The sequence below is a fragment of the Providencia sp. PROV119 genome, from assembly GCF_028482435.1.
In the GTDB taxonomy this organism is placed as follows: Bacteria; Pseudomonadota; Gammaproteobacteria; order Enterobacterales; family Enterobacteriaceae; genus Providencia; species Providencia stuartii.
The window spans coordinates 246,247-264,445 of the sequence record NZ_JAMPQL010000003.1 but is presented as its reverse complement, the minus strand read 5'-3'; the positions used below and the strand labels follow the sequence as shown (position 1 = coordinate 264,445).

The following is an 18,199-nucleotide window of genomic DNA, read 5'->3' as shown; positions in this document are numbered from 1 at the left end:
AGTAAACAATTTGTGCACCCTGTAGGTTAGCAAGTTGTCACTAAGCCGTAAATTTTTTTACACTAGATTACACGCGCGGCTAACAACTCCATGAGTAAAACAATGAATCACATTAATCATAGTGACATAATTTCGCAACACTGCTGCTATTGCAATCTTAAATTATCTATTCCTTCACATGATACTCAACAGGTTGTGATATGCCCGCGTTGCCACAGTCAGCTTGACGATGGCCGTTCTTGGTCACTAAACCGCTTATTTATTCTTTCTATTACATTATTAATGTTGGCACCTATCGCATTTTGGCAGCCATTGATTTCAATCCATTTATTGGGGACACAAATCTATGCCAACGTGATCGAAGGTATTAGGCTCATCAATTCTCAAGGTGACCCATTCACTGCGAGCATTATCGCCTTCTGTGCCATCGGCGCACCTCTGCTTTTGCCGATTTCTATCGTTTATCTCTATATAGGAAGGCGTGTTCGTCTAAATCTACGCCCCGTCTTACTGATACTAAGTCGTTTAAAAGAATGGGTTATGTTGGATGTCTATCTTATTGGATTGGGGATTGCTGCAATCAAAATGCAAGATTACGCCAGCGTATTTTTGGGAAATGGTTTAATCGCTTTTATTACCATGACAGTAATTAGTCTGTTAATATTAATCCACCTAAATGTCGAACAACTTTGGCAGCTCTTCTACCCTAAAAAAGAGCAAGCTAATGACCCTCATGCTTTAACATGCCAAGCTTGCCACTATACCGGGCCTGCAAATTCACGAGGAGTCTGCCAACGCTGCCATCGCCCCTTACACTACCGCGAGCCATATAGCCTACAAAAAACATGGGCCGCACTGATTGCAGCGATGATCTTGCTTTTTCCTGCTAACTTAATGCCAATTTCCGTTGTCTATCTTAACGGGCAACGCATGGAAGACACCATTTACTCTGGTGTCGTTTCATTAATTGAATCAGGTAATTGGCCCATTGCTATCATTGTTTTTATCGCCAGTATTTTAGTGCCTTTTATTAAGATCCTGATCATGATTTTACTGTTATGCTCCATTCAACGTTGCAGTCAGACGGATCCGGTATTGAGGATGAAGTTATTAAAATTTGTGACATGGATTGGCCGTTGGTCAATGCTGGATTTATTTGTTATCGCACTCATGATGACGCTGATTAACCGTGATCAGCTAATGTCTTTTACTATGGGCCCTGCCGCATTGTTTTTCGGTATCGCTGTAATTTTAACCATACTCGCTGTCGAGTGGCTTGATAGTCGTTTAATTTGGGATTCTTATGGAAAATCAAAATCAACAAAATGAACCTGTAGAGCAAGAACAAGAGGCGATTTTACGTAAACGAGCACGTATATCACCCTTTTGGCTATTGCCTCTTGTCGCTGTGTTTATCGCAGGTTGGTTACTTTTCCAACATTGGTTGGAACAAGGTACTGAGGTGACAATTGAATTTTCCTCTGCTCCCGGTGTAGTTTCAGGTAGAACACCGATCCGCTACCAAGGTGTCGAAGTTGGATTGGTGCAATCTGTCACCGTTAGCCAAGATATGAAGAAAATTATTGTTAAGGCCAGTATCAATAAAGATATGAAGCCCGCACTCACCTCTGGCACCAAATTTTGGCTCGTCACACCTAAAGCCTCATTAGCCGGTGTTTCTGGCTTAGATGCACTTGTTGGCGGTAACTACATCGGTATGCAACCTGGGGCTGGTGAAGAGCAACACAACTTTATCGCTCAAGACTCCCCGCCACAACTACAAACCGAAGAGGGGCAATTACTCATCTATCTCACGGCTAAAGACTTAGGCTCATTGCATGAAAACTCACCGATTTATTATCGCAAAGTGCCCGTTGGTTATATTTCTGACTACACGATTTTGCCTAATGACCAAGGGGTTTCTATCGCCGCCATAATAGAAAAACGGTATACCCGATTAGTGAGAGAAAACAGTCAATTTTGGAATGTTTCAGGCTTCCAAGGCGGTTTTGATTTAAAATCTGGTGTGAATGTCAAAATGGAAAGCCTTTCTGCTGTAATCAATGGTGCTGTTGCATTTGATTCACCGACTAATAGTGCCCCAGCACAGGAAGGGCAACAATTTGTTTTGCATCCAAACAGGCATGATATTGGACAGGATGAACAGCAAAATAAAAATAGTTTAGTGGTTTCATTATGGTCTCCTGACACCTATGGCGTCGATGCCGGACAACCTATCGTTTATCGTGGAATAAAAATAGGTGAAGTGTTACAGCGTAACTTACTTGATGATAAAGTTACCTTCCAAGTCGCGATTTTGGATGAGTACCGCCATCTTATCCGTAACGATACCAAGTTTGTTGCCAATAGCCGCGTTGATGTCCAACTTGGCTTAACGGGGATCCAGTTTCAAGGTGCAACGCCGCAAGAGTGGTTAGATGGTGGAGTTCATTTATTGGTTGGAAAAGGTAAAGAGCCATTGCCTGAAACGTTCCCATTATATCGAAGTGATGATAATGCTAAGGCGGGTATAACAGGTTCATCACCCACCACCACAATTACATTAAACACTAACACCCTTCCTGATATTCAGGCAGGTTCAGTAGTACTTTACCGCCAATTTACTGTCGGTGAAATAGTCTCAATTAACCCAACCAAAGACGGTTTCGCGGTTAATATTCATATTTCTAGTCAATACCGTCATCTACTAACAGATAAAAGCGTCTTTTGGGCAGAAGGCGGCGCTAAAGTCAAACTCAATAGCAGTGGATTAACCGTTCAGGCCGCTCCTCTTACACGAGCAATTAGAGGTGCCATTAGTTTTGATAATATTCCAACGGCCAAACTTGATAGTGCAAGGCAACATACCCTCTATCCAAACGAAACTGCGGCAAAAGCCATTGGGAGTGTCGTGACTTTAACCACTTTTGATGCGTCTAAATTGTCAGAAGGGATGCCAATTCGCTATTTAGGTATCGATATTGGACAAATCGATTCATTGAAATTATCGCCAAATAACCGCGAAGTGAATGCACGCGCGATCCTTTATCCAGAGTATGTGCAAGCTTTCACGAAGAGTGGCAGTCGCTTTGCTATTGTCACACCAGAGCTTTCTCCTTCTGGCGTCAATAACCTCGATACCTTGATCCAACCTTATATCAGTGCCGAGCCAGGACGAGGAAATAGAAATCGTTACCAATTTGAACTACAAACGGCCAATATTACAGACTCGCGTTACTTAGATGGCTTAACAATTATATTAGATGCCACCGAAGTTGGCTCTATTCAGGTTGGAACCCCTCTTCTCTTTAGGGGAATGGAAATTGGTACAGTTACTGGTTTATATTTGGGAGAGCTTTCCGACCGCGTATATGTTGCGACTCGAATTGGTAAAGAGTTCCAATACCTGATCCGCGACAATACCCAATTTTGGATCTCTTCAGGTTATAACCTCTCCTTTGGCCTCACAGGCGGCATGATCAAGAGTGGCACCTTCAAGCAGTTTGTTCGGGGAGGTATCTCCTTGGCGACCCCACCAACGGTGCCTCTCGCGCCGAAAGCGAAGCCAGATCAGCATTTCATTCTAAAATTAGAACCTCCTAAAGACTGGTTAGAATGGGGAACATCCATCCCTAAACAGTAATCACTAGAAAGGTGCATATTTTAACAATATTGCACCTTTCTTTTAACTTGCCCTTAAAAAACATTTTGGAAATCGATTCCATTTGTACTATGCTTAATTTTGTTGAGTCGTAACGCCACAGCTACACATTAATCGAGAGGTAACATTATGCGCATAGTTAATTTGAAAATATCTTCCTATGAAATCAATGACGCCATCATGTCAGATCATAAAAGTGATACCCTCAGTATACCTTGTGACTCTGATACTGAGTTTTGTATGCAATTAGATGGTTGGGATGAAAATACCAGTATTCCTGCACTCATCAATGAGAAACCCGTTCTGTTATACCGTCATCGTTATGACAAAGATAATCATCATTGGGTGATGAGAGTGGCTTAATTGATGAAATCACTATTAGGTGGGCTACAAACAACAGGCAAAAAAAGAGGCCTGGTAGATTCCGATTACCGGGCCTTGGGAAATGGCTCTGGCAGAGCCGTGCGCTAAAAATTGCCATTGAGACGTAACAAAGTACAATTTAATACTAGCTTGCTAAACGCACTCTTACCATACTAATTATCAATTATTTTACATATTATTAACACAATTTATTTCTTAATATTCCAATATCGAGCTATTTGATTGATAGGTACACCCTATATCGATGATAAGTACAACCTTTCAACTTTTTGTTGATAATAAAAAATGCCACAAGTTATAAGCATAATCGCCTATAACCTATGGCATTGTTCTTCTTTAATAAAGATGAGGTTACGAGTTGTTACACAGCTTCTTTGCCGCTAATTTGAGTGGTTCTACGCGCTCTTCCGCGCTTTTTTCCGTCTCAATTGGCTTTAATAAAATATCGATCGGCTGTGCTTTGATCTCTTTTTTCTCCATTTGAGCCTGTGCCACATCATTGAGTGGGTACTGCATGAGTGTGGCAGGGTTGATAACAATCAGTGCACCATTACTTCTACATTCCAGCATCACTTCTTCTCGGGTAAATGGCCAATCATCACCAAACTGCTTTTTACTTACTGTCTCAATGGGTGCCGCAGCCACCGTAAAGCTAGTACTTGCCAGTAATACAGAACACAGCGCTAATTTCAGTTTCATACAACTTACCTTGTTAAAACATCAAGTTCACTATCAGGTGATTATACAGGTTGATAGGTCGCAAAAATAGCAACGGCTAAAATTGCCGTAGTACCTAACAGTAGCTCAATCCAACTATTAATAATCAAATACTGTAACCGCCCTTTTCTTTTAATATTCGGGACCAGTATATAGCGGTTCACTAAGGCTAAAATGACCATTAGTGCAACTAAGCTGATTTTTAACCAAAGCCACGATTGGTATTCTGAACCGGTATAATTAAACGGCCAATTTGGCAGTAATGTCATCGAGCTGATTATGCCTGTCACCACAACAATAACGACAGCAACGTGCCCTACACGAGAAAAACGGATCAAACTAGCAAAAATTTGCTTATCTAAGCCTGGCGCTAATTCTTTTTTATCTCGCAAGAACTGAATGCAAATCAAAAACGGCCATAATCCGCCAAACCAATAGGCTGAACTTATAAGATGAAGAAATTGATTTAAACGGTTTAACGCCCCAATGACACCACCATACATCGCGGCATGGCCAATCAAGGCATGTAAACCGAGGAGCACAATAGAAAGTAGTAATAACAGATAAAGCCGGATATTTTGTGAACGGATAAAAATCACACCTAATGTGATGACAGCAAACACCAATTCCCAACGCCAAACCAGCCCAAACGTTGTGCCAAATACACTTGACCAAATATCAAAGTCTAGTGCTTCTTCCCAGCCATCCCCCATCAGCCCAGCTTGGGCAGCCATCCAGCCAAAGGCTGTAACCACGGTGACTACTGCACTAAAGATAATCGCTCGATTAAGATAGCGACGAAGGATTTGACTAAAAGCACCCACACTTAATATCGCTGCGAATATTGACATTCCACACATCAACATCGCAGCAATAAAATGGGAAAAGCGTATAACTGTATAAAATGCCTCTAAAGACATGATTATTTCACAGTAAAGCTATATTCGCCTTTCGTTTTATGACCATCAACGGATACCACACTCCAATTTACATCATACTTTCCTGCTTCTAATTTGCTTTCAATTGGAATGATAACCTTGGTGTCATTGTTTGAATCTAACGCAGGCTTGCCTGTTTTCACGACGCTGTCATTAGGCCCCGTCACTTTCACTTTTGCAAAATTAATCTCAATACCTTCAGAGAAATTAAGGGTGATTGATTCAGGAGCCTTTTCAACCGCCGCACCTTCTGCTGGTAGTTGATCTTTTAAGTGCGCATGAGCGAATGCCTGTTGAAATGACATACCTAAAAATAGGACTGCAACAGCACTCAATTTACGCCAAGATGATTTGATTTGATAGATTGCCATAATTAGTAACCCCTTAATTTGCAGGTGAATTTGGATTATTTAGCAATCATTATACGAAAGAAACAAGCTTTCGCTGCCAAAAAATGAATTTGGCTGTTGAAGATGTGATTATCAACACAAAATGAAAAGAAAAAGGCTCATGAGCATTGAAATTAATCACTACAAATCATGAACCTATTGATGTTTTATATTAAACGTGGGCGGATGTAGACATATTTTTTAAATCTTTATCCAATAGGAATAGCGCTTTGCCACTTTCACCGACCATATCCAATTTGTCTAAGATTGATTTGAACAATTTCTCTTCTTCGTGTTGTTCAGCAACATACCACTGTAAGAAGTTAAATGTGGAATAATCTTGGGTAGTGATGGCTAAATGAGCCAGTTTATTAATTTCCGCAGTAATTTGTTGCTCGTGCTGATAAGTCAGCGTAAATACATCACCGATTGATTTAAAATCAACAGGAGGCGCGGCGATTTGACCTAATTTTGGCAGTGCACCAGTATCGCTAAGATAGTCAAATAAACGCTGCATATGCTCCATTTCTTCTTGAGAATGTGCTTTTAAAAATGCCGCAGCACCTTCAAAACCTTTATCGCTACACCATGCGCTCATCTGTAAATATAAATTCGCAGAATAAAACTCGAGGTTTAACTGCTCATTTAATTTATTGATCATGTCATTCGTTAACATATTTTCTTTCCTTAGTTATCAAGATTAATGCTTTTATTATGCACATTCTAAAAATAATTAAAACCCTAAAACAATAATAAAACAAAAAAATACAATTTACTGATAATTAATAACTTTTTGTAAAATTAATAATAATCAATCTCATTATCCTTAGTGGTATTTACTTGTGTTTTAATGAAAAAAATTATCATTGTTATTTAATAAAATAATACATTCTCATTATAATCAATAGTTGAGTTATTAAATATAATCTTACGTGAAAATAATTATTTCTCTCAATCAATTCAAAATATTATTTCCCTATATTTACGCCATAAGTAACGAGGCAGCTAGTGATTTTTTCCGATAAATTGCTACACTACCCCCTCTACATTGAAGTGATTGAGAGTGGATATGAGTCATAACCTTGCATTGTTACCCAAAGACGAAATGGATAAAGTCAATGTTGACCTACAAGCCTCGGGGGTTGCCTTTAAAGAGCGCTATAATGTTGCCGTGATCGCAGAAGCTGTCGAGCAGGAGCAACCTGAGCACCTTAGAGCCTATTTTCGTGAACGGTTAGCCCACTACCGCCAGCTTTCACAACATTTTTCTCGTCTACCCTACGAGCCCAAAAATCGCTAAATATGATTTTTAGGCACGAATAACTAAAAAGGAGAAGCATCACTTCTCCTTTTTAGGACATCGCTACAAATCGAGATAGATTATTTTACAGAGTGATATGTAATAGTGGATTTTTCACAATCAACAGTCACATTATATTGCAGATCTTGCTTAGAGCCTCTGACTGTTAATGGCACTTGGTAACCCGTCTCTGTTTTCGTCACATCTTGATTATTAACCCATGCGACGGCTTTTTTACCAACTAATGCCTTTTCTTCTGCCCAACGTGGCAAGCGATTATTCATAAAATCGTTTTTAACTTGTGCAGCAATTTGAGGCTCTGCCAATTTTCCACAACTAATAAACGGAGCCGCTTTACCTTCTTCTTGGTTGGCGCTGAATGCAATCGAACTAAATAACAGTGCGCAGCCACCTAAAGCAAAACCAATTTTCTTACCAGCCTTCATGCTTCCTCCGATCCCTATAAAAATGTTGGGTAACAAATTATATCAGTGACCATAGTTAATTTTATACGACATTTATCTAATATAACTAAAATAGTAGAAATAATTATAAACTGCCAGAATGGTATGACTTAACTAATATGTATCAGATTTTAGCATAAATGTTAATAGTTTGTTTTGTTAACGTTCATTTTCTTCATCAAAACGTACTTGGATCTGCTCTTTATCTTTGTATCTTTCACGGATTTCCTGTGCAACGAGCGCAATCGCTTCTCCGCTACTCATCCCATCAGCCATTAATTGGTGGATACGTTCAACCGCTTCTTGCTGTTGTTGATGATTAAGCGCTGGCATACCTGAAAACATGTCAAAACCCCTTCTTAACTGGTTAGTTTTAAATCGTGCGGAGAGAAAATAAAAAATTTTAGCTTAATTTTAACAGCTCTTGGCTTCTTAAGATAAGATATATGCTAATCTGGTTATCAGTTCTTTTTTATCGACTTAGCGTTTAGTATATACAAATGGTTATCAATAAAATACAACTCCCCTATTATCCTGATGTTGCTATTGACTATTTTACGCCACTAGCCCATCAACCTTGGTCAATGCTGCTCCATTCAGGCAATGCCGAGCATTCGCATAACAGATACGATATTGTTGTGGCTGATCCTATTGCAACGCTAACCACTATTGGTGATAAAACGACGATCACCCACCCGCATTCGGTTGAGAGTTCAGACGCAGACCCATTTAACCTCCTTCAACAAACTATTGAACACTACGCCCCTGACCATGCTAGTGATGATACGCTTCCTTTCACTGGCGGTGCTCTCGGTATTTGGAGCTACGATTTAGGTCGTCGTATCGAAAAAATGCCACACATAGCGACTACGGATTTATCGTTTCCAGATATGGCCGTTGGGATATATCAATGGGCGTTGATTGTCGATAATCAAGAAAAAACGGTCACCTTATTCAGTTATTCTGATACCAATAAACGCCTTGATTGGTTGAAGAAACAAAAAGCTTCACGTAAAACCAAGTTCGCCCTTACCAGTTCATGGCATTCAAATATGTCACAAGAGCAGTATCACGAGAAAATCGGCCAAATACATGAATACTTGCGTAGCGGTGATTGCTATCAAATAAATCTAGCGCAGCGTTTTCAAGCAAAATATAAGGGTAATGAATGGGATGCATTTTTATTATTAACCCGAGCAAATCGCGCCCCTTTCTCTTCTTTCATTCGTCTTCCTAATAATGCGGTGATCAGCATCTCGCCTGAACGCTTTATTCAGTTACAAGATGGTGAGATACAAACACGTCCAATCAAAGGCACACTACCTCGTTTAGAGGATGAACACGCCGATGCCATGCAAGTCGAAAAATTGGCGAATTCCCCTAAAGATCGTGCTGAAAACTTGATGATTGTCGATTTACTCCGTAATGATATTGGTCGAGTTGCACAACCAGGAACAGTCAAGGTCCCTGAATTATTCGCTGTCGAAGCCTTCCCAGCGGTTTATCACTTAGTTAGCACAATTACTGCAACACTTGATAAACCCTATACGGCAACAGATCTTCTGCGTGCAAGTTTCCCGGGAGGCTCAATTACTGGTGCCCCTAAAATTCGGGCGATGCAAATCATTGAAGAGCTTGAACCCCATCGTCGTCATGGCTATTGTGGCGCTATAGGCTATATTAGTTTTTGTGGCAAAATGGATACCAACATTACCATCCGTACACTGTTAACAGATAAAAAACGGATTTTTTGCTGGGCTGGCGGTGGTATTGTGGCAGATAGCCAAGCGGATAAAGAGTATCAAGAAACTTTTGATAAGCTACGGCTGATATTACCCGTGTTAGGAGAAGTAGAGCACGATGACCAAACTGAATGAGTTTATAAACCGCTTTCAGTTTACCCTGCCAGTGACTCGCCGAACTCAACGGACGGCGAGCAAATCTGCTGCCGTTCTTCTGCCCATTATCAATAAAACCACTCCCACATTATTATTAACGCAGCGTTCCCCTTTTTTGCGTTCACATGCCGGGCAAGTGGCTTTCCCAGGAGGGGCACGTGACCCTGAAGATGGCTCTCTAGTGACTACCGCGCTGCGAGAAGCCTATGAAGAAGTGGCTATTCCCCCAGAGAAAGTCCAAGTACTTGGGCAACTCTCGCCACAACAAAGTATTGGCGGTTACGAAGTCACCCCAATCATCGGCCTGCTCCCCGAAGGCATTAATTATCGCCCTAATCCTAGTGAAGTGGCCTCTGTATTCGAGGTTCCGCTATTTGATGCGCTATCACTAAATCAACATAAATATGTTGATATCAAACGTGCTGGTCAAAGTAAGCGTATTTTCTTCTATTGGCATAACGGACATCTCGTTTGGGGTCTCACTGCCGCCATCCTTCATCAGCTAGCTCTGCAACTCAAGTAGTCATTTTGTGCCGTAATTGAATACATTTTGTGCTATTCTGTAGCAATTGGCCTTTTGTTACTACCTTATTTTAAAAAATAATTTAAACTTACTGGTTAACACTACTAAATAACAGTAAAGTAGCGCCCTTTAAAATAAATCACTAAATATCTACTTTTTTTAAGGAGTCCTGCGTGATAAGCGTATTCGACATGTTTAAAGTGGGCATAGGTCCTTCAAGCTCTCATACCGTCGGCCCAATGAAGGCGGGAAAAGAATTTGTCGATGATTTGGTAAGCAAACAATTATTACCAAGCGTCACACGCATTGCGGTCGACGTTTATGGCTCTCTTTCTCTCACTGGAAAAGGCCACCATACTGATATTGCAATCATTATGGGCCTTGCTGGCAATTTACCTGCTACTGTTGATATCGAATCTATTCCTGGCTTTATTGAAAACGTTGAAAAGACTGAAAAGCTACCCTTAGCTAACGGCACTCACACGGTAGATTTCCCACGGGAAGGTGGAATGAACTTCCGCCTAGATAATCTGCCTTTACATGAAAATGGTATGACTATCCATGCCTTTGCAGGCGAAGAAGAAATTTATACCAAAACTTACTACTCAATTGGTGGCGGTTTTATTGTTGATGAGGAACATTTTGGTCAATCTGTTCTGGATAGTAAACCCGTTTCCTACCCATTTAACTCAGCAGAAGAACTTTTGCTTCACTGCAAAAAAACGGGGTTATCCATCTCTAGCTTGATGATGAAGAATGAGCTTGACCTTCACACGAAAGAAGAGATCGATGCCTATTTTGCCGATGTGTGGAAAACCATGCAGGCTTGTATTGAACGCGGGTTAAATACCGAGGGAGTTCTACCGGGGCCACTGCGCGTACCTCGTCGTGCGCCAGCATTGAACCGTCTTGTCACATCATCAAGCAAACTGTCCAATGACCCGATGAATGTCGTTGATCTCATTAATATGTTTGCATTAGCGGTTAACGAAGAAAATGCGGCAGGTGGTCGCGTTGTTACTGCCCCAACCAACGGTGCCTGTGGTATCGTTCCTGCGGTTTTGGCTTATTACGACCACTGCATTGAGCCTGTTACGCCGGAATTATACACACGTTATTTCCTTGCGTCGGGGGCTATTGGTATTCTTTATAAAATGAATGCGTCTATCTCTGGTGCGGAAGTGGGTTGCCAAGGCGAAGTTGGTGTTGCTTGCTCAATGGCAGCGGCAGGTCTTGCTGAATTGTTTGGTGGTAGCCCTGAACAAGTTTGTGTTGCCGCTGAAATCGGTATGGAGCACAACCTTGGTTTAACCTGTGACCCTGTTGCAGGACAAGTTCAAGTACCTTGTATTGAGCGTAATGCGATTGCATCCGTCAAAGCCGTCAACGCAACGCGTATGGCACTCCGCCGTACGAGTGAGCCACGTGTTTCTCTCGATAAAGTGATTGAAACGATGTACGAGACGGGCAAAGACATGAATGCCAAATACCGCGAAACTTCTCGCGGAGGTTTAGCAATAAAAGTCCAATGTGACTAGGGTCTTTATTCACTAGTCATTAATTGAATCACTTCACCGATGCCGCGTATTTTACTTTGATTAAACACGCGGCATTTTTTATCAAGTATTGTTGATTATTATCTGACTTAATTGTTTAGGGTGATCTTTAATACGTCATCTTTCGCCTACTTGGCTTTTCTATTTTTAATTTGTAACAAAAACTTAATTAAATCGTTACTTAAATCCCTTGTTTACAAAACAAACGTTTTTCAGAACTTCCTACTGCTGAAACGTGTCATTTTTCGTCTATTTTTTGCTCAACATTTTAAATCCCTTACTCTTTTTGCTATTTTTTTGTTACCGATAACAGTCACATACACTGTTTTTGTCATATATATAGTTTATTTATTTAATAAAACCAATATACTCAGACAATATATGTATTTTATTTAAAATAAAATACATGTTTTTAATTTTCTGACGCAAAACAAGTTTTTACACTAATGCGAAATGTTATGCTACGGATATTGACTCTAATGGTTAGCAAATTAACAGTTTTCTAACTGAATAAAATAGAGTGAATTTATTCAGCTAAAATTATCAATATCATTTTCTATTAGGAGGTTTAATTAAGCTGATTCAATTTTGACCTGATTTACAAATTCCGTTCTATATCTGTTAAGAGGGAAATCAAGTGAGTATAGCTATTATGATTGGTACACACGGTGTGGCGGCAGAGCAGCTTCTACGAACCACCGAAATGTTGATAGGCGAGCAAGAAAATGTCTCGTTTATTGACTTTGTACCAGGGGAAAACGCAGACACCCTATTTGATAAGTACACAGCAAAACTAGCTGATTTAGATACCTCCCAGGGGGTAATATTTTTAGTTGATACATGGGGAGGTAGTCCCTTTAACGCAGCTAGCCGTATCGTAAACGAGCATGAAAACTATGAAATAGTCACTGGCGTTAATGTGCCTATGTTAGTTGAAACTTTTATGTGTCGTGACGATAACCCTTCAATAGACGAATTAATCTCCGTTGCTTTAGAAACAGGCCGTGGTGGTATTCGGGCACTGAAATTTAAAGAGCCAGAAGCCGCTGCTACTCCATCCCCAGCCCCCGTTCAACAACCTGCTCCAGTACAAACAGTCACTGCTGGCCCTGGCGAACATATGGTGATTGCACTTGCGCGTATTGATGACCGATTAATCCATGGTCAAGTAGCTACACGCTGGACAAAAGAAACTCGCGTTAAACGCATTATTGTCGTCAGCGATGAGGTGGCAAAAGATCAGGTACGTTCAACATTACTAAAACAAGTTGCTCCTCCTGGCGTAACAGCACATGTCGTTGATATTGCTAAGTGTATTCGTGTTTATAACAACCCAAAATACGCAGGCGAACGCGTCATGTTATTGTTCACAAACCCAACGGATGTACAACGTTTGGTTGAAGCTGGTGTTGATATCACCTCTGTCAATATCGGTGGTATGGCGTTCCATGAAGGAAAAACTCAAGTTACGAATGCGGTTTCTATCAACCAAAAAGATATTGAAGCGTTCAACTATCTGAATGATAAAAATATTGAATTAGAAGTACGAAAAGTCGCTTCTGACAGCAAAGTTCAGATGATGGATTTGATTAAAAAATTTAAAAATTAGTCTTAGTTAAACCGTTAATATTATTTAATTTTAACCATTACTCGAAAACAGATTTACCAAACTTGTTTGGTTACAGGAGATTAAACAATGGAACTCACCGTTGTTCAAATAGTACTGGTTTTCATCGTGGCCTGTATCGCTGGTATGGGTTCTATTCTCGATGAATTCCAGTTCCATCGCCCACTCGTTGCCTGTACGCTTGTCGGTATCGTTTTGGGAGATATGAAAACCGGTATCATCATTGGTGGTACGCTGGAAATGATCGCATTAGGTTGGATGAACATTGGGGCTGCTGTCGCACCTGATGCCGCACTTGCATCAATTATTTCAACCATTCTGGTCATTGCTGGTGGACAAAATATCGGGGCTGGTATCGCCATCGCAATTCCACTAGCGGCGGCTGGACAAGTCCTTACCATTATTGTGCGTACCGTTACCGTTGCATTCCAACATGCTGCTGACCGTGCTGCCGTCAGTGGTAATTTAACCGCTATCAGTTGGATCCATGTTTCTGCATTATTACTTCAAGCAATGCGTATTGCGATCCCAGCGCTTATCGTTGCAGTTTCTGTTGGTACCTCTGAGGTAAGAGAACTACTGGATTCAATTCCACAGGTCGTTACTGATGGTCTGAACATTGCTGGTGGTATGATCGTTGTTGTCGGTTATGCAATGGTTATCAATATGATGCGTGCAGGCTATCTAATGCCATTCTTCTACTTAGGCTTTGTTACTGCGGCATTTACCGAATTTAACCTTGTTGCGCTGGGTGTGATCGGTGCGGTTATGGCTATCCTGTATATCCAACTCAGCCCGAAATACAATAAATCTCAAGTTGTTGTCGCACAAAATAATAGCAACAACAACCTTGATAATGAATTAGACTAGGAGGAGCGCAACCATGGTAGATACAACAAATCCAACAGCGAAAAAGCTTACACAAAGCGATATTCGCGGCGTCTTCTTGCGTTCTAACTTGTTACAAGGTTCTTGGAACTTTGAACGTATGCAAGCGCTGGGCTTCTGTTATTCAATGGTTCCGGTGATCCGTCGCCTGTATCCTGAAAATAACGATGAGCGTAAACAAGCAATCAAACGCCATCTTGAGTTCTTTAACACCCACCCTTACGTTGCTGCGCCTGTTTTAGGTGTCACCATGGCGATGGAAGAGCAACGTGCGAATGGTGCAGATATTGATGATGGTGCCATCAACGGTATTAAGGTGGGTTTAATGGGACCTCTTGCCGGGGTTGGTGACCCAATCTTCTGGGGTACTGTTCGTCCTGTATTTGCAGCCCTAGGCGCCGGTATTGCAATGACTGGTAACCTACTCGGCCCAATCCTCTTCTTTGTTCTATTCAACCTTGTTCGCCTATTAACGCTCTACTATGGCGTTGCGTATGGCTATAAAAAAGGGGTTGATATTGTTCAAGATATCGGTGGCGGATTCTTACAAAAACTGACTGAAGGTGCATCAATACTGGGGCTATTTGTTATGGGTGCCTTGGTGAATAAATGGACCAAGGTCAACATTCCCGTCGTTGTTTCCAATATTGAGAACCCAACAACAAAAGTTATGGAAATCAAAACCATTCAAGATATTTTGAATGATTTGATGCCTGGTTTAGTTCCATTATTACTAACTTTTGCATGTATGTGGCTACTTCGCCGTAAAGTTAACCCACTGTGGATCATCATTGGCTTCTTTGGCCTTGGTATCTTAGGTGCTTGGTTGAAGTTCTTAGCACCATAATTTGCTGTAATAAACTGAAATGGGAGGTTGCAGCCTCCCATTTTTACTTTTAAGCTCTCTAGCACGTTTACTTAGCCAAGGGCACTGAAAATGACCTTAAATGATTTCATACTAGCCATTATTATTTTACTGATGCTGCTGTATGCAATTTACGATGAGTTTATTCAACATTTACTTAAGGGAAAAACCCTACTCAAAATTAACCTCAGACGTAAACATCGTGTCGATGCAATTATCTTTATTGTCTTAATCTGTATCGTTATTTATACCAATATTTCACGACACGGTAGTATGTTAACCACTTATTTATTAATGGTTACAATTTTAATGTCAGTCTATTTGGCTTTTATTCGAGCACCAAAGCTATTTTTTAAACAAACAGGTTTTTATTTTGCAAACACATTTATATTGTACGACAGAATAAAAACAATGAATTTATCAGAAGACGGAATTCTAATTATCGGATTAGAGCATAAGAAAATCCACATTCAAGTTTCTCAACTTGATGATTTACAAAGAATATATGAATTTTTCATTAATCATAAATAATGGTTATATATATTCACATTAAGATTGAGGTTAATAACAAATTTAATTAACCTCAATTTTTTTATTTCTGCAAATGAAAATTATTCTCAATAAATTTTAATATCCACATAAAATTAAGTGTTGCCTTTCAATTAATTTATGATATCTTTCGAACCACGTCATTGGGGAGTAGCCTGTTCTGGAAATATATCCAGAATGTCCGTATCAACATACTCGTTTGTTTTTTAAACGTGGTGCGGACGCCATCTTGGTTGGCAAGACCATAGACACATGAATAAGCCTTTTGGTTGGGGGTAATTCATGTGTATATGGATGCACCCAACCGAGGTTTATATTATGAGCTTTTACGCTACGCTTATTTTAGCACTCGCCCTTTCCATGGACGCATTTGCTGTCGCTATCTGTAAAGGTGCTGTTCTGCACAAACCCCGCTTTAAAGAGATCCTCCGCACTGGTTTTATTTTCGGTATTATTGAAGCACTCACCCCAATTATAGGCTGGGGAATTGGTATTCTCGCAAGCCAATATGTTATTCGTTGGGATCATTGGATTGCTTTTGGCCTGCTCTTCATTCTTGGCTCTCGTATGATTTGGCAAGGTATTAAAGCCAAAAGCGATGATGACTGCTGCACACCGCCTTCACGCAACAGCTCTCTTAGCTTAGTACTTTCTGCTATTGCCACTAGTCTTGATGCAATGGCTATCGGACTTGGTCTTGCATTTTTACAAGTTGATATTGTGCATACCGCAATGACAATTGGCCTCATGACCATGATCATGGCCACGGTAGGTATGATGATTGGTCGTTATGTGGGGCCACTATTAGGAAAAAAAGCAGAAATTATCGGTGGGATAGTATTAATCGCTATTGGCTTTAATATCCTCTTCGAACATCTCGAAGTATTTATGTACAGCGCATAATTTATACCCCCCTACTGAACTGGTAGGGGGAGTAATCTCATTTTGTTAATCAATAAGTTGATACACCCGTATCAGAAAATCAGCCGTATAATCTTTTGGTTCTGACTGTTGTAATGTATTTTTAACATCCACAGAAGCTCGCCATGCAAAAGGGGTCATTTGTAATAATGCAAATGCTTCATCCCCTGTTAAGTGCATTGAGTACTTTAAATTGGTTTCATCCACTAATTTAAATTGCGGCAAGGCTTCTTCTTTAATTGGATGTAATTTAACCTCACTATAAATCAACTGTTTCAATTCCTGTAAGTGTTCAGGAGCCGGTGTTACAGTAATCAGTATTCCCGAACGTTGCAGAACTCTAGCTAATTCTTCCGCTTTGCAAGGTGCATAAATACGAACAATTGCATCAATACTTTGTTCAGGGAAAGGCAAACGGTGACTAGAGGCAACACAAAAATTGACTGATGGATAGCGTTTTGCTGCATAACGAATAGCGGCTTTTGATACATCTAACCCAAAAACAGCTTTAATTGCCCGCTGTTTTATTAAGCTTTGCATAAAATAGTCAGTGTAATACCCTTCTCCACAACCAATATCTAATACATTTTCACTCTGCTCAGAAAGGTATTGCGCTAATTTCTCAGTCACACATTGACGCATTGGATCATAATGACCTGCATTTAAAAATTGCCGCCGAGACTGCATCATTTCGGCACTGTCACCAGGATCCTTAGAACGCTTATGTTGTACTGGCAGTAAGTTCACATAACCTTCTTTTGCACGATCAAATTGATGGTTATTGGAACACTGCCAACTATTATTATTCAATTTTAAAGGACTAAAACACAGGGGGCATTGATAGCTCATAACAGGTATATCTTGATAAATAAAAAGCAGTATACCATATAGATTCAGCGCCACGGGCTGTATATTTCCCATGGCACTGAGACTGGATTGACATTAGTGGTGGCTCATTAACCTTTAGTAGAGTCTGGAGTCTTTTTCTTTACTGGTTGATTATGAGCTTTGCTGTTGCTCGATGAATGCGATTGGCTACTTTGCTGTGTTTTCACCGTAGGCGATGTTTTCCCCTCTTTTGCTGTACCTGCAGCGAGTGCCGAACCCGAAATGGCTAATGACAATACCGTCGCAATTGCTAATAACTTTTTCATTCTAAATACCTTCAAATTTATGTATACAAGGATGTTCTTGCGATATCAATAAATCATATTTTTTAAATACACTACAATAGGAAAAACTTAAAGATTTATAAATTTTTTATAGGTTATTTATGGGGTAATATTTATGCGATTTGTTGATGTTCTATTTACTTTATTAACAATGAGTCTAATGATAGAAAATTCCTTTTAGTGATAACTTTATTTTCTTTACCTATTCATTTTTATTAAAAAAATAACACCAATTACTCATTGATTTATTTATTAAACAAAAACAACAAGATAACAAAATGCGAGGCACTCATAAAAACCAATTGAATTTATTTATTGAGTAATATCATGATAAAGAAGCCATTTTA

At 40.1% G+C, this 18,199-nt stretch carries 20 protein-coding genes and 1 riboswitch; of the genes, 12 read left to right on the top strand and 8 right to left on the bottom strand.

All coding sequences use genetic code 11. From position 1 onward, the window contains the following. Window positions 1-102 precede the first annotated feature (102 nt). From yebS to PSF11_RS05875, 3 genes are all read left to right on the top strand, one after another. A complete protein-coding gene (yebS, locus tag PSF11_RS05885; protein ID WP_014656085.1) occupies window positions 103-1,329 on the top strand; it encodes a membrane integrity lipid transport subunit YebS in 1,227 nt (408 codons plus the stop codon). Continuing rightward, the gene (locus tag PSF11_RS05880) at window positions 1,304-3,643 is read left to right on the top strand and encodes an MlaD family protein (protein WP_052038369.1); all 2,340 of its coding nucleotides are present in this window, start codon (window positions 1,304-1,306) and stop codon (window positions 3,641-3,643) included. Before yebS ends, PSF11_RS05880 begins: the two co-directional genes overlap by 26 nt. 147 nt (window positions 3,644-3,790) lie before the next feature. Then, window positions 3,791-4,024 (top strand): DUF1480 family protein, encoded by a 234-nt coding sequence (locus PSF11_RS05875; protein WP_004920410.1) that lies wholly within the window; start codon window positions 3,791-3,793, stop codon window positions 4,022-4,024. A 372-nt stretch (window positions 4,025-4,396) separates the two neighbouring features. Here PSF11_RS05875 and PSF11_RS05870 read toward each other — a convergent pair whose 3' ends face one another. The 4 genes from PSF11_RS05870 to ftnA form a co-directional block, all read right to left on the bottom strand. Continuing rightward, window positions 4,397-4,744 (bottom strand): DUF2511 domain-containing protein, encoded by a 348-nt coding sequence (locus PSF11_RS05870; protein WP_004920411.1) that lies wholly within the window; start codon window positions 4,742-4,744, stop codon window positions 4,397-4,399. A gap of 41 nt (window positions 4,745-4,785) precedes the next feature. Continuing rightward, window positions 4,786-5,682, bottom strand: coding sequence for a copper homeostasis membrane protein CopD (gene copD / locus PSF11_RS05865; protein WP_004920413.1), 897 nt, complete (start codon window positions 5,680-5,682; stop codon window positions 4,786-4,788). Window positions 5,683-5,684: 2 nt separating this feature from the next. Next, window positions 5,685-6,071, bottom strand: coding sequence for a copper homeostasis periplasmic binding protein CopC (gene copC / locus PSF11_RS05860; RefSeq protein WP_004920415.1), 387 nt, complete (start codon window positions 6,069-6,071; stop codon window positions 5,685-5,687). 190 nt (window positions 6,072-6,261) lie between these two features. Continuing rightward, window positions 6,262-6,765, bottom strand: coding sequence for a non-heme ferritin (ftnA, locus tag PSF11_RS05855; RefSeq protein ID WP_004920416.1), 504 nt, complete (start codon window positions 6,763-6,765; stop codon window positions 6,262-6,264). A gap of 393 nt (window positions 6,766-7,158) precedes the next feature. On the opposite strand from ftnA, the gene PSF11_RS05850 reads away from it, so the two are divergent. After that, window positions 7,159-7,389 (top strand): DNA polymerase III subunit theta, encoded by a 231-nt coding sequence (locus PSF11_RS05850; RefSeq protein WP_014656087.1) that lies wholly within the window; start codon window positions 7,159-7,161, stop codon window positions 7,387-7,389. Window positions 7,390-7,469: 80 nt separating this feature from the next. Here the strand turns inward: PSF11_RS05850 and yebF are convergent, their stop codons facing one another. Both yebF and PSF11_RS05840 read right to left on the bottom strand, forming a co-directional pair. Continuing rightward, the gene (gene yebF, locus PSF11_RS05845) at window positions 7,470-7,835 is read right to left on the bottom strand and encodes a protein YebF (protein WP_004920419.1); all 366 of its coding nucleotides are present in this window, start codon (window positions 7,833-7,835) and stop codon (window positions 7,470-7,472) included. A 177-nt stretch (window positions 7,836-8,012) separates the two neighbouring features. After that, window positions 8,013-8,198, bottom strand: coding sequence for a YoaH family protein (locus PSF11_RS05840; RefSeq protein ID WP_004920422.1), 186 nt, complete (start codon window positions 8,196-8,198; stop codon window positions 8,013-8,015). A gap of 155 nt (window positions 8,199-8,353) precedes the next feature. On the opposite strand from PSF11_RS05840, the gene pabB reads away from it, so the two are divergent. The 8 genes from pabB to mntP all read left to right on the top strand — a co-directional run bounded on the left by pabB (window position 8,354) and on the right by mntP (window position 16,662). Beyond that, window positions 8,354-9,730, top strand: coding sequence for an aminodeoxychorismate synthase component 1 (gene pabB / locus PSF11_RS05835; protein WP_014656088.1), 1,377 nt, complete (start codon window positions 8,354-8,356; stop codon window positions 9,728-9,730). Further along, window positions 9,714-10,274, top strand: a complete 561-nt coding sequence (locus PSF11_RS05830) for a CoA pyrophosphatase (RefSeq protein WP_072502297.1) — start codon at window positions 9,714-9,716, stop codon at window positions 10,272-10,274. Before pabB ends, PSF11_RS05830 begins: the two co-directional genes overlap by 17 nt. 173 nt (window positions 10,275-10,447) lie before the next feature. After that, complete coding sequence (locus PSF11_RS05825) at window positions 10,448-11,812, top strand: L-serine ammonia-lyase (protein ID WP_014656089.1); 1,365 nt, start codon at window positions 10,448-10,450, stop codon at window positions 11,810-11,812. A 655-nt stretch (window positions 11,813-12,467) separates the two neighbouring features. Next, on the top strand, window positions 12,468-13,439 hold the full coding sequence (gene manX, locus PSF11_RS05820) for a PTS mannose transporter subunit IIAB (protein ID WP_204282976.1): 972 nt from the start codon (window positions 12,468-12,470) through the stop codon (window positions 13,437-13,439). A gap of 87 nt (window positions 13,440-13,526) precedes the next feature. Beyond that, complete coding sequence (locus tag PSF11_RS05815) at window positions 13,527-14,327, top strand: PTS mannose/fructose/sorbose transporter subunit IIC (protein ID WP_004920443.1); 801 nt, start codon at window positions 13,527-13,529, stop codon at window positions 14,325-14,327. Window positions 14,328-14,340: 13 nt separating this feature from the next. Next, entirely contained in the window at window positions 14,341-15,192 is an 852-nt protein-coding gene (locus PSF11_RS05810; RefSeq protein ID WP_004920447.1) for a PTS mannose transporter subunit IID, read from the top strand. A gap of 90 nt (window positions 15,193-15,282) precedes the next feature. Continuing rightward, the gene (locus PSF11_RS05805; RefSeq protein ID WP_004920450.1) at window positions 15,283-15,741 is read left to right on the top strand and encodes a DUF986 family protein; all 459 of its coding nucleotides are present in this window, start codon (window positions 15,283-15,285) and stop codon (window positions 15,739-15,741) included. A 151-nt stretch (window positions 15,742-15,892) separates the two neighbouring features. Continuing rightward, window positions 15,893-16,071: riboswitch (yybP-ykoY riboswitch) on the top strand. 6 nt (window positions 16,072-16,077) lie between these two features. Then, window positions 16,078-16,662 (top strand): manganese efflux pump MntP, encoded by a 585-nt coding sequence (mntP, locus tag PSF11_RS05800; protein WP_014656091.1) that lies wholly within the window; start codon window positions 16,078-16,080, stop codon window positions 16,660-16,662. Window positions 16,663-16,707: 45 nt separating this feature from the next. Here mntP and rlmA read toward each other — a convergent pair whose 3' ends face one another. Both rlmA and PSF11_RS05790 read right to left on the bottom strand, forming a co-directional pair. Next, the gene (rlmA, locus tag PSF11_RS05795) at window positions 16,708-17,529 is read right to left on the bottom strand and encodes a 23S rRNA (guanine(745)-N(1))-methyltransferase (RefSeq protein ID WP_040133482.1); all 822 of its coding nucleotides are present in this window, start codon (window positions 17,527-17,529) and stop codon (window positions 16,708-16,710) included. A 107-nt stretch (window positions 17,530-17,636) separates the two neighbouring features. Further along, a complete protein-coding gene (locus tag PSF11_RS05790) occupies window positions 17,637-17,834 on the bottom strand; it encodes a hypothetical protein (protein WP_004920458.1) in 198 nt (65 codons plus the stop codon). Window positions 17,835-18,199 lie beyond the last annotated feature (365 nt).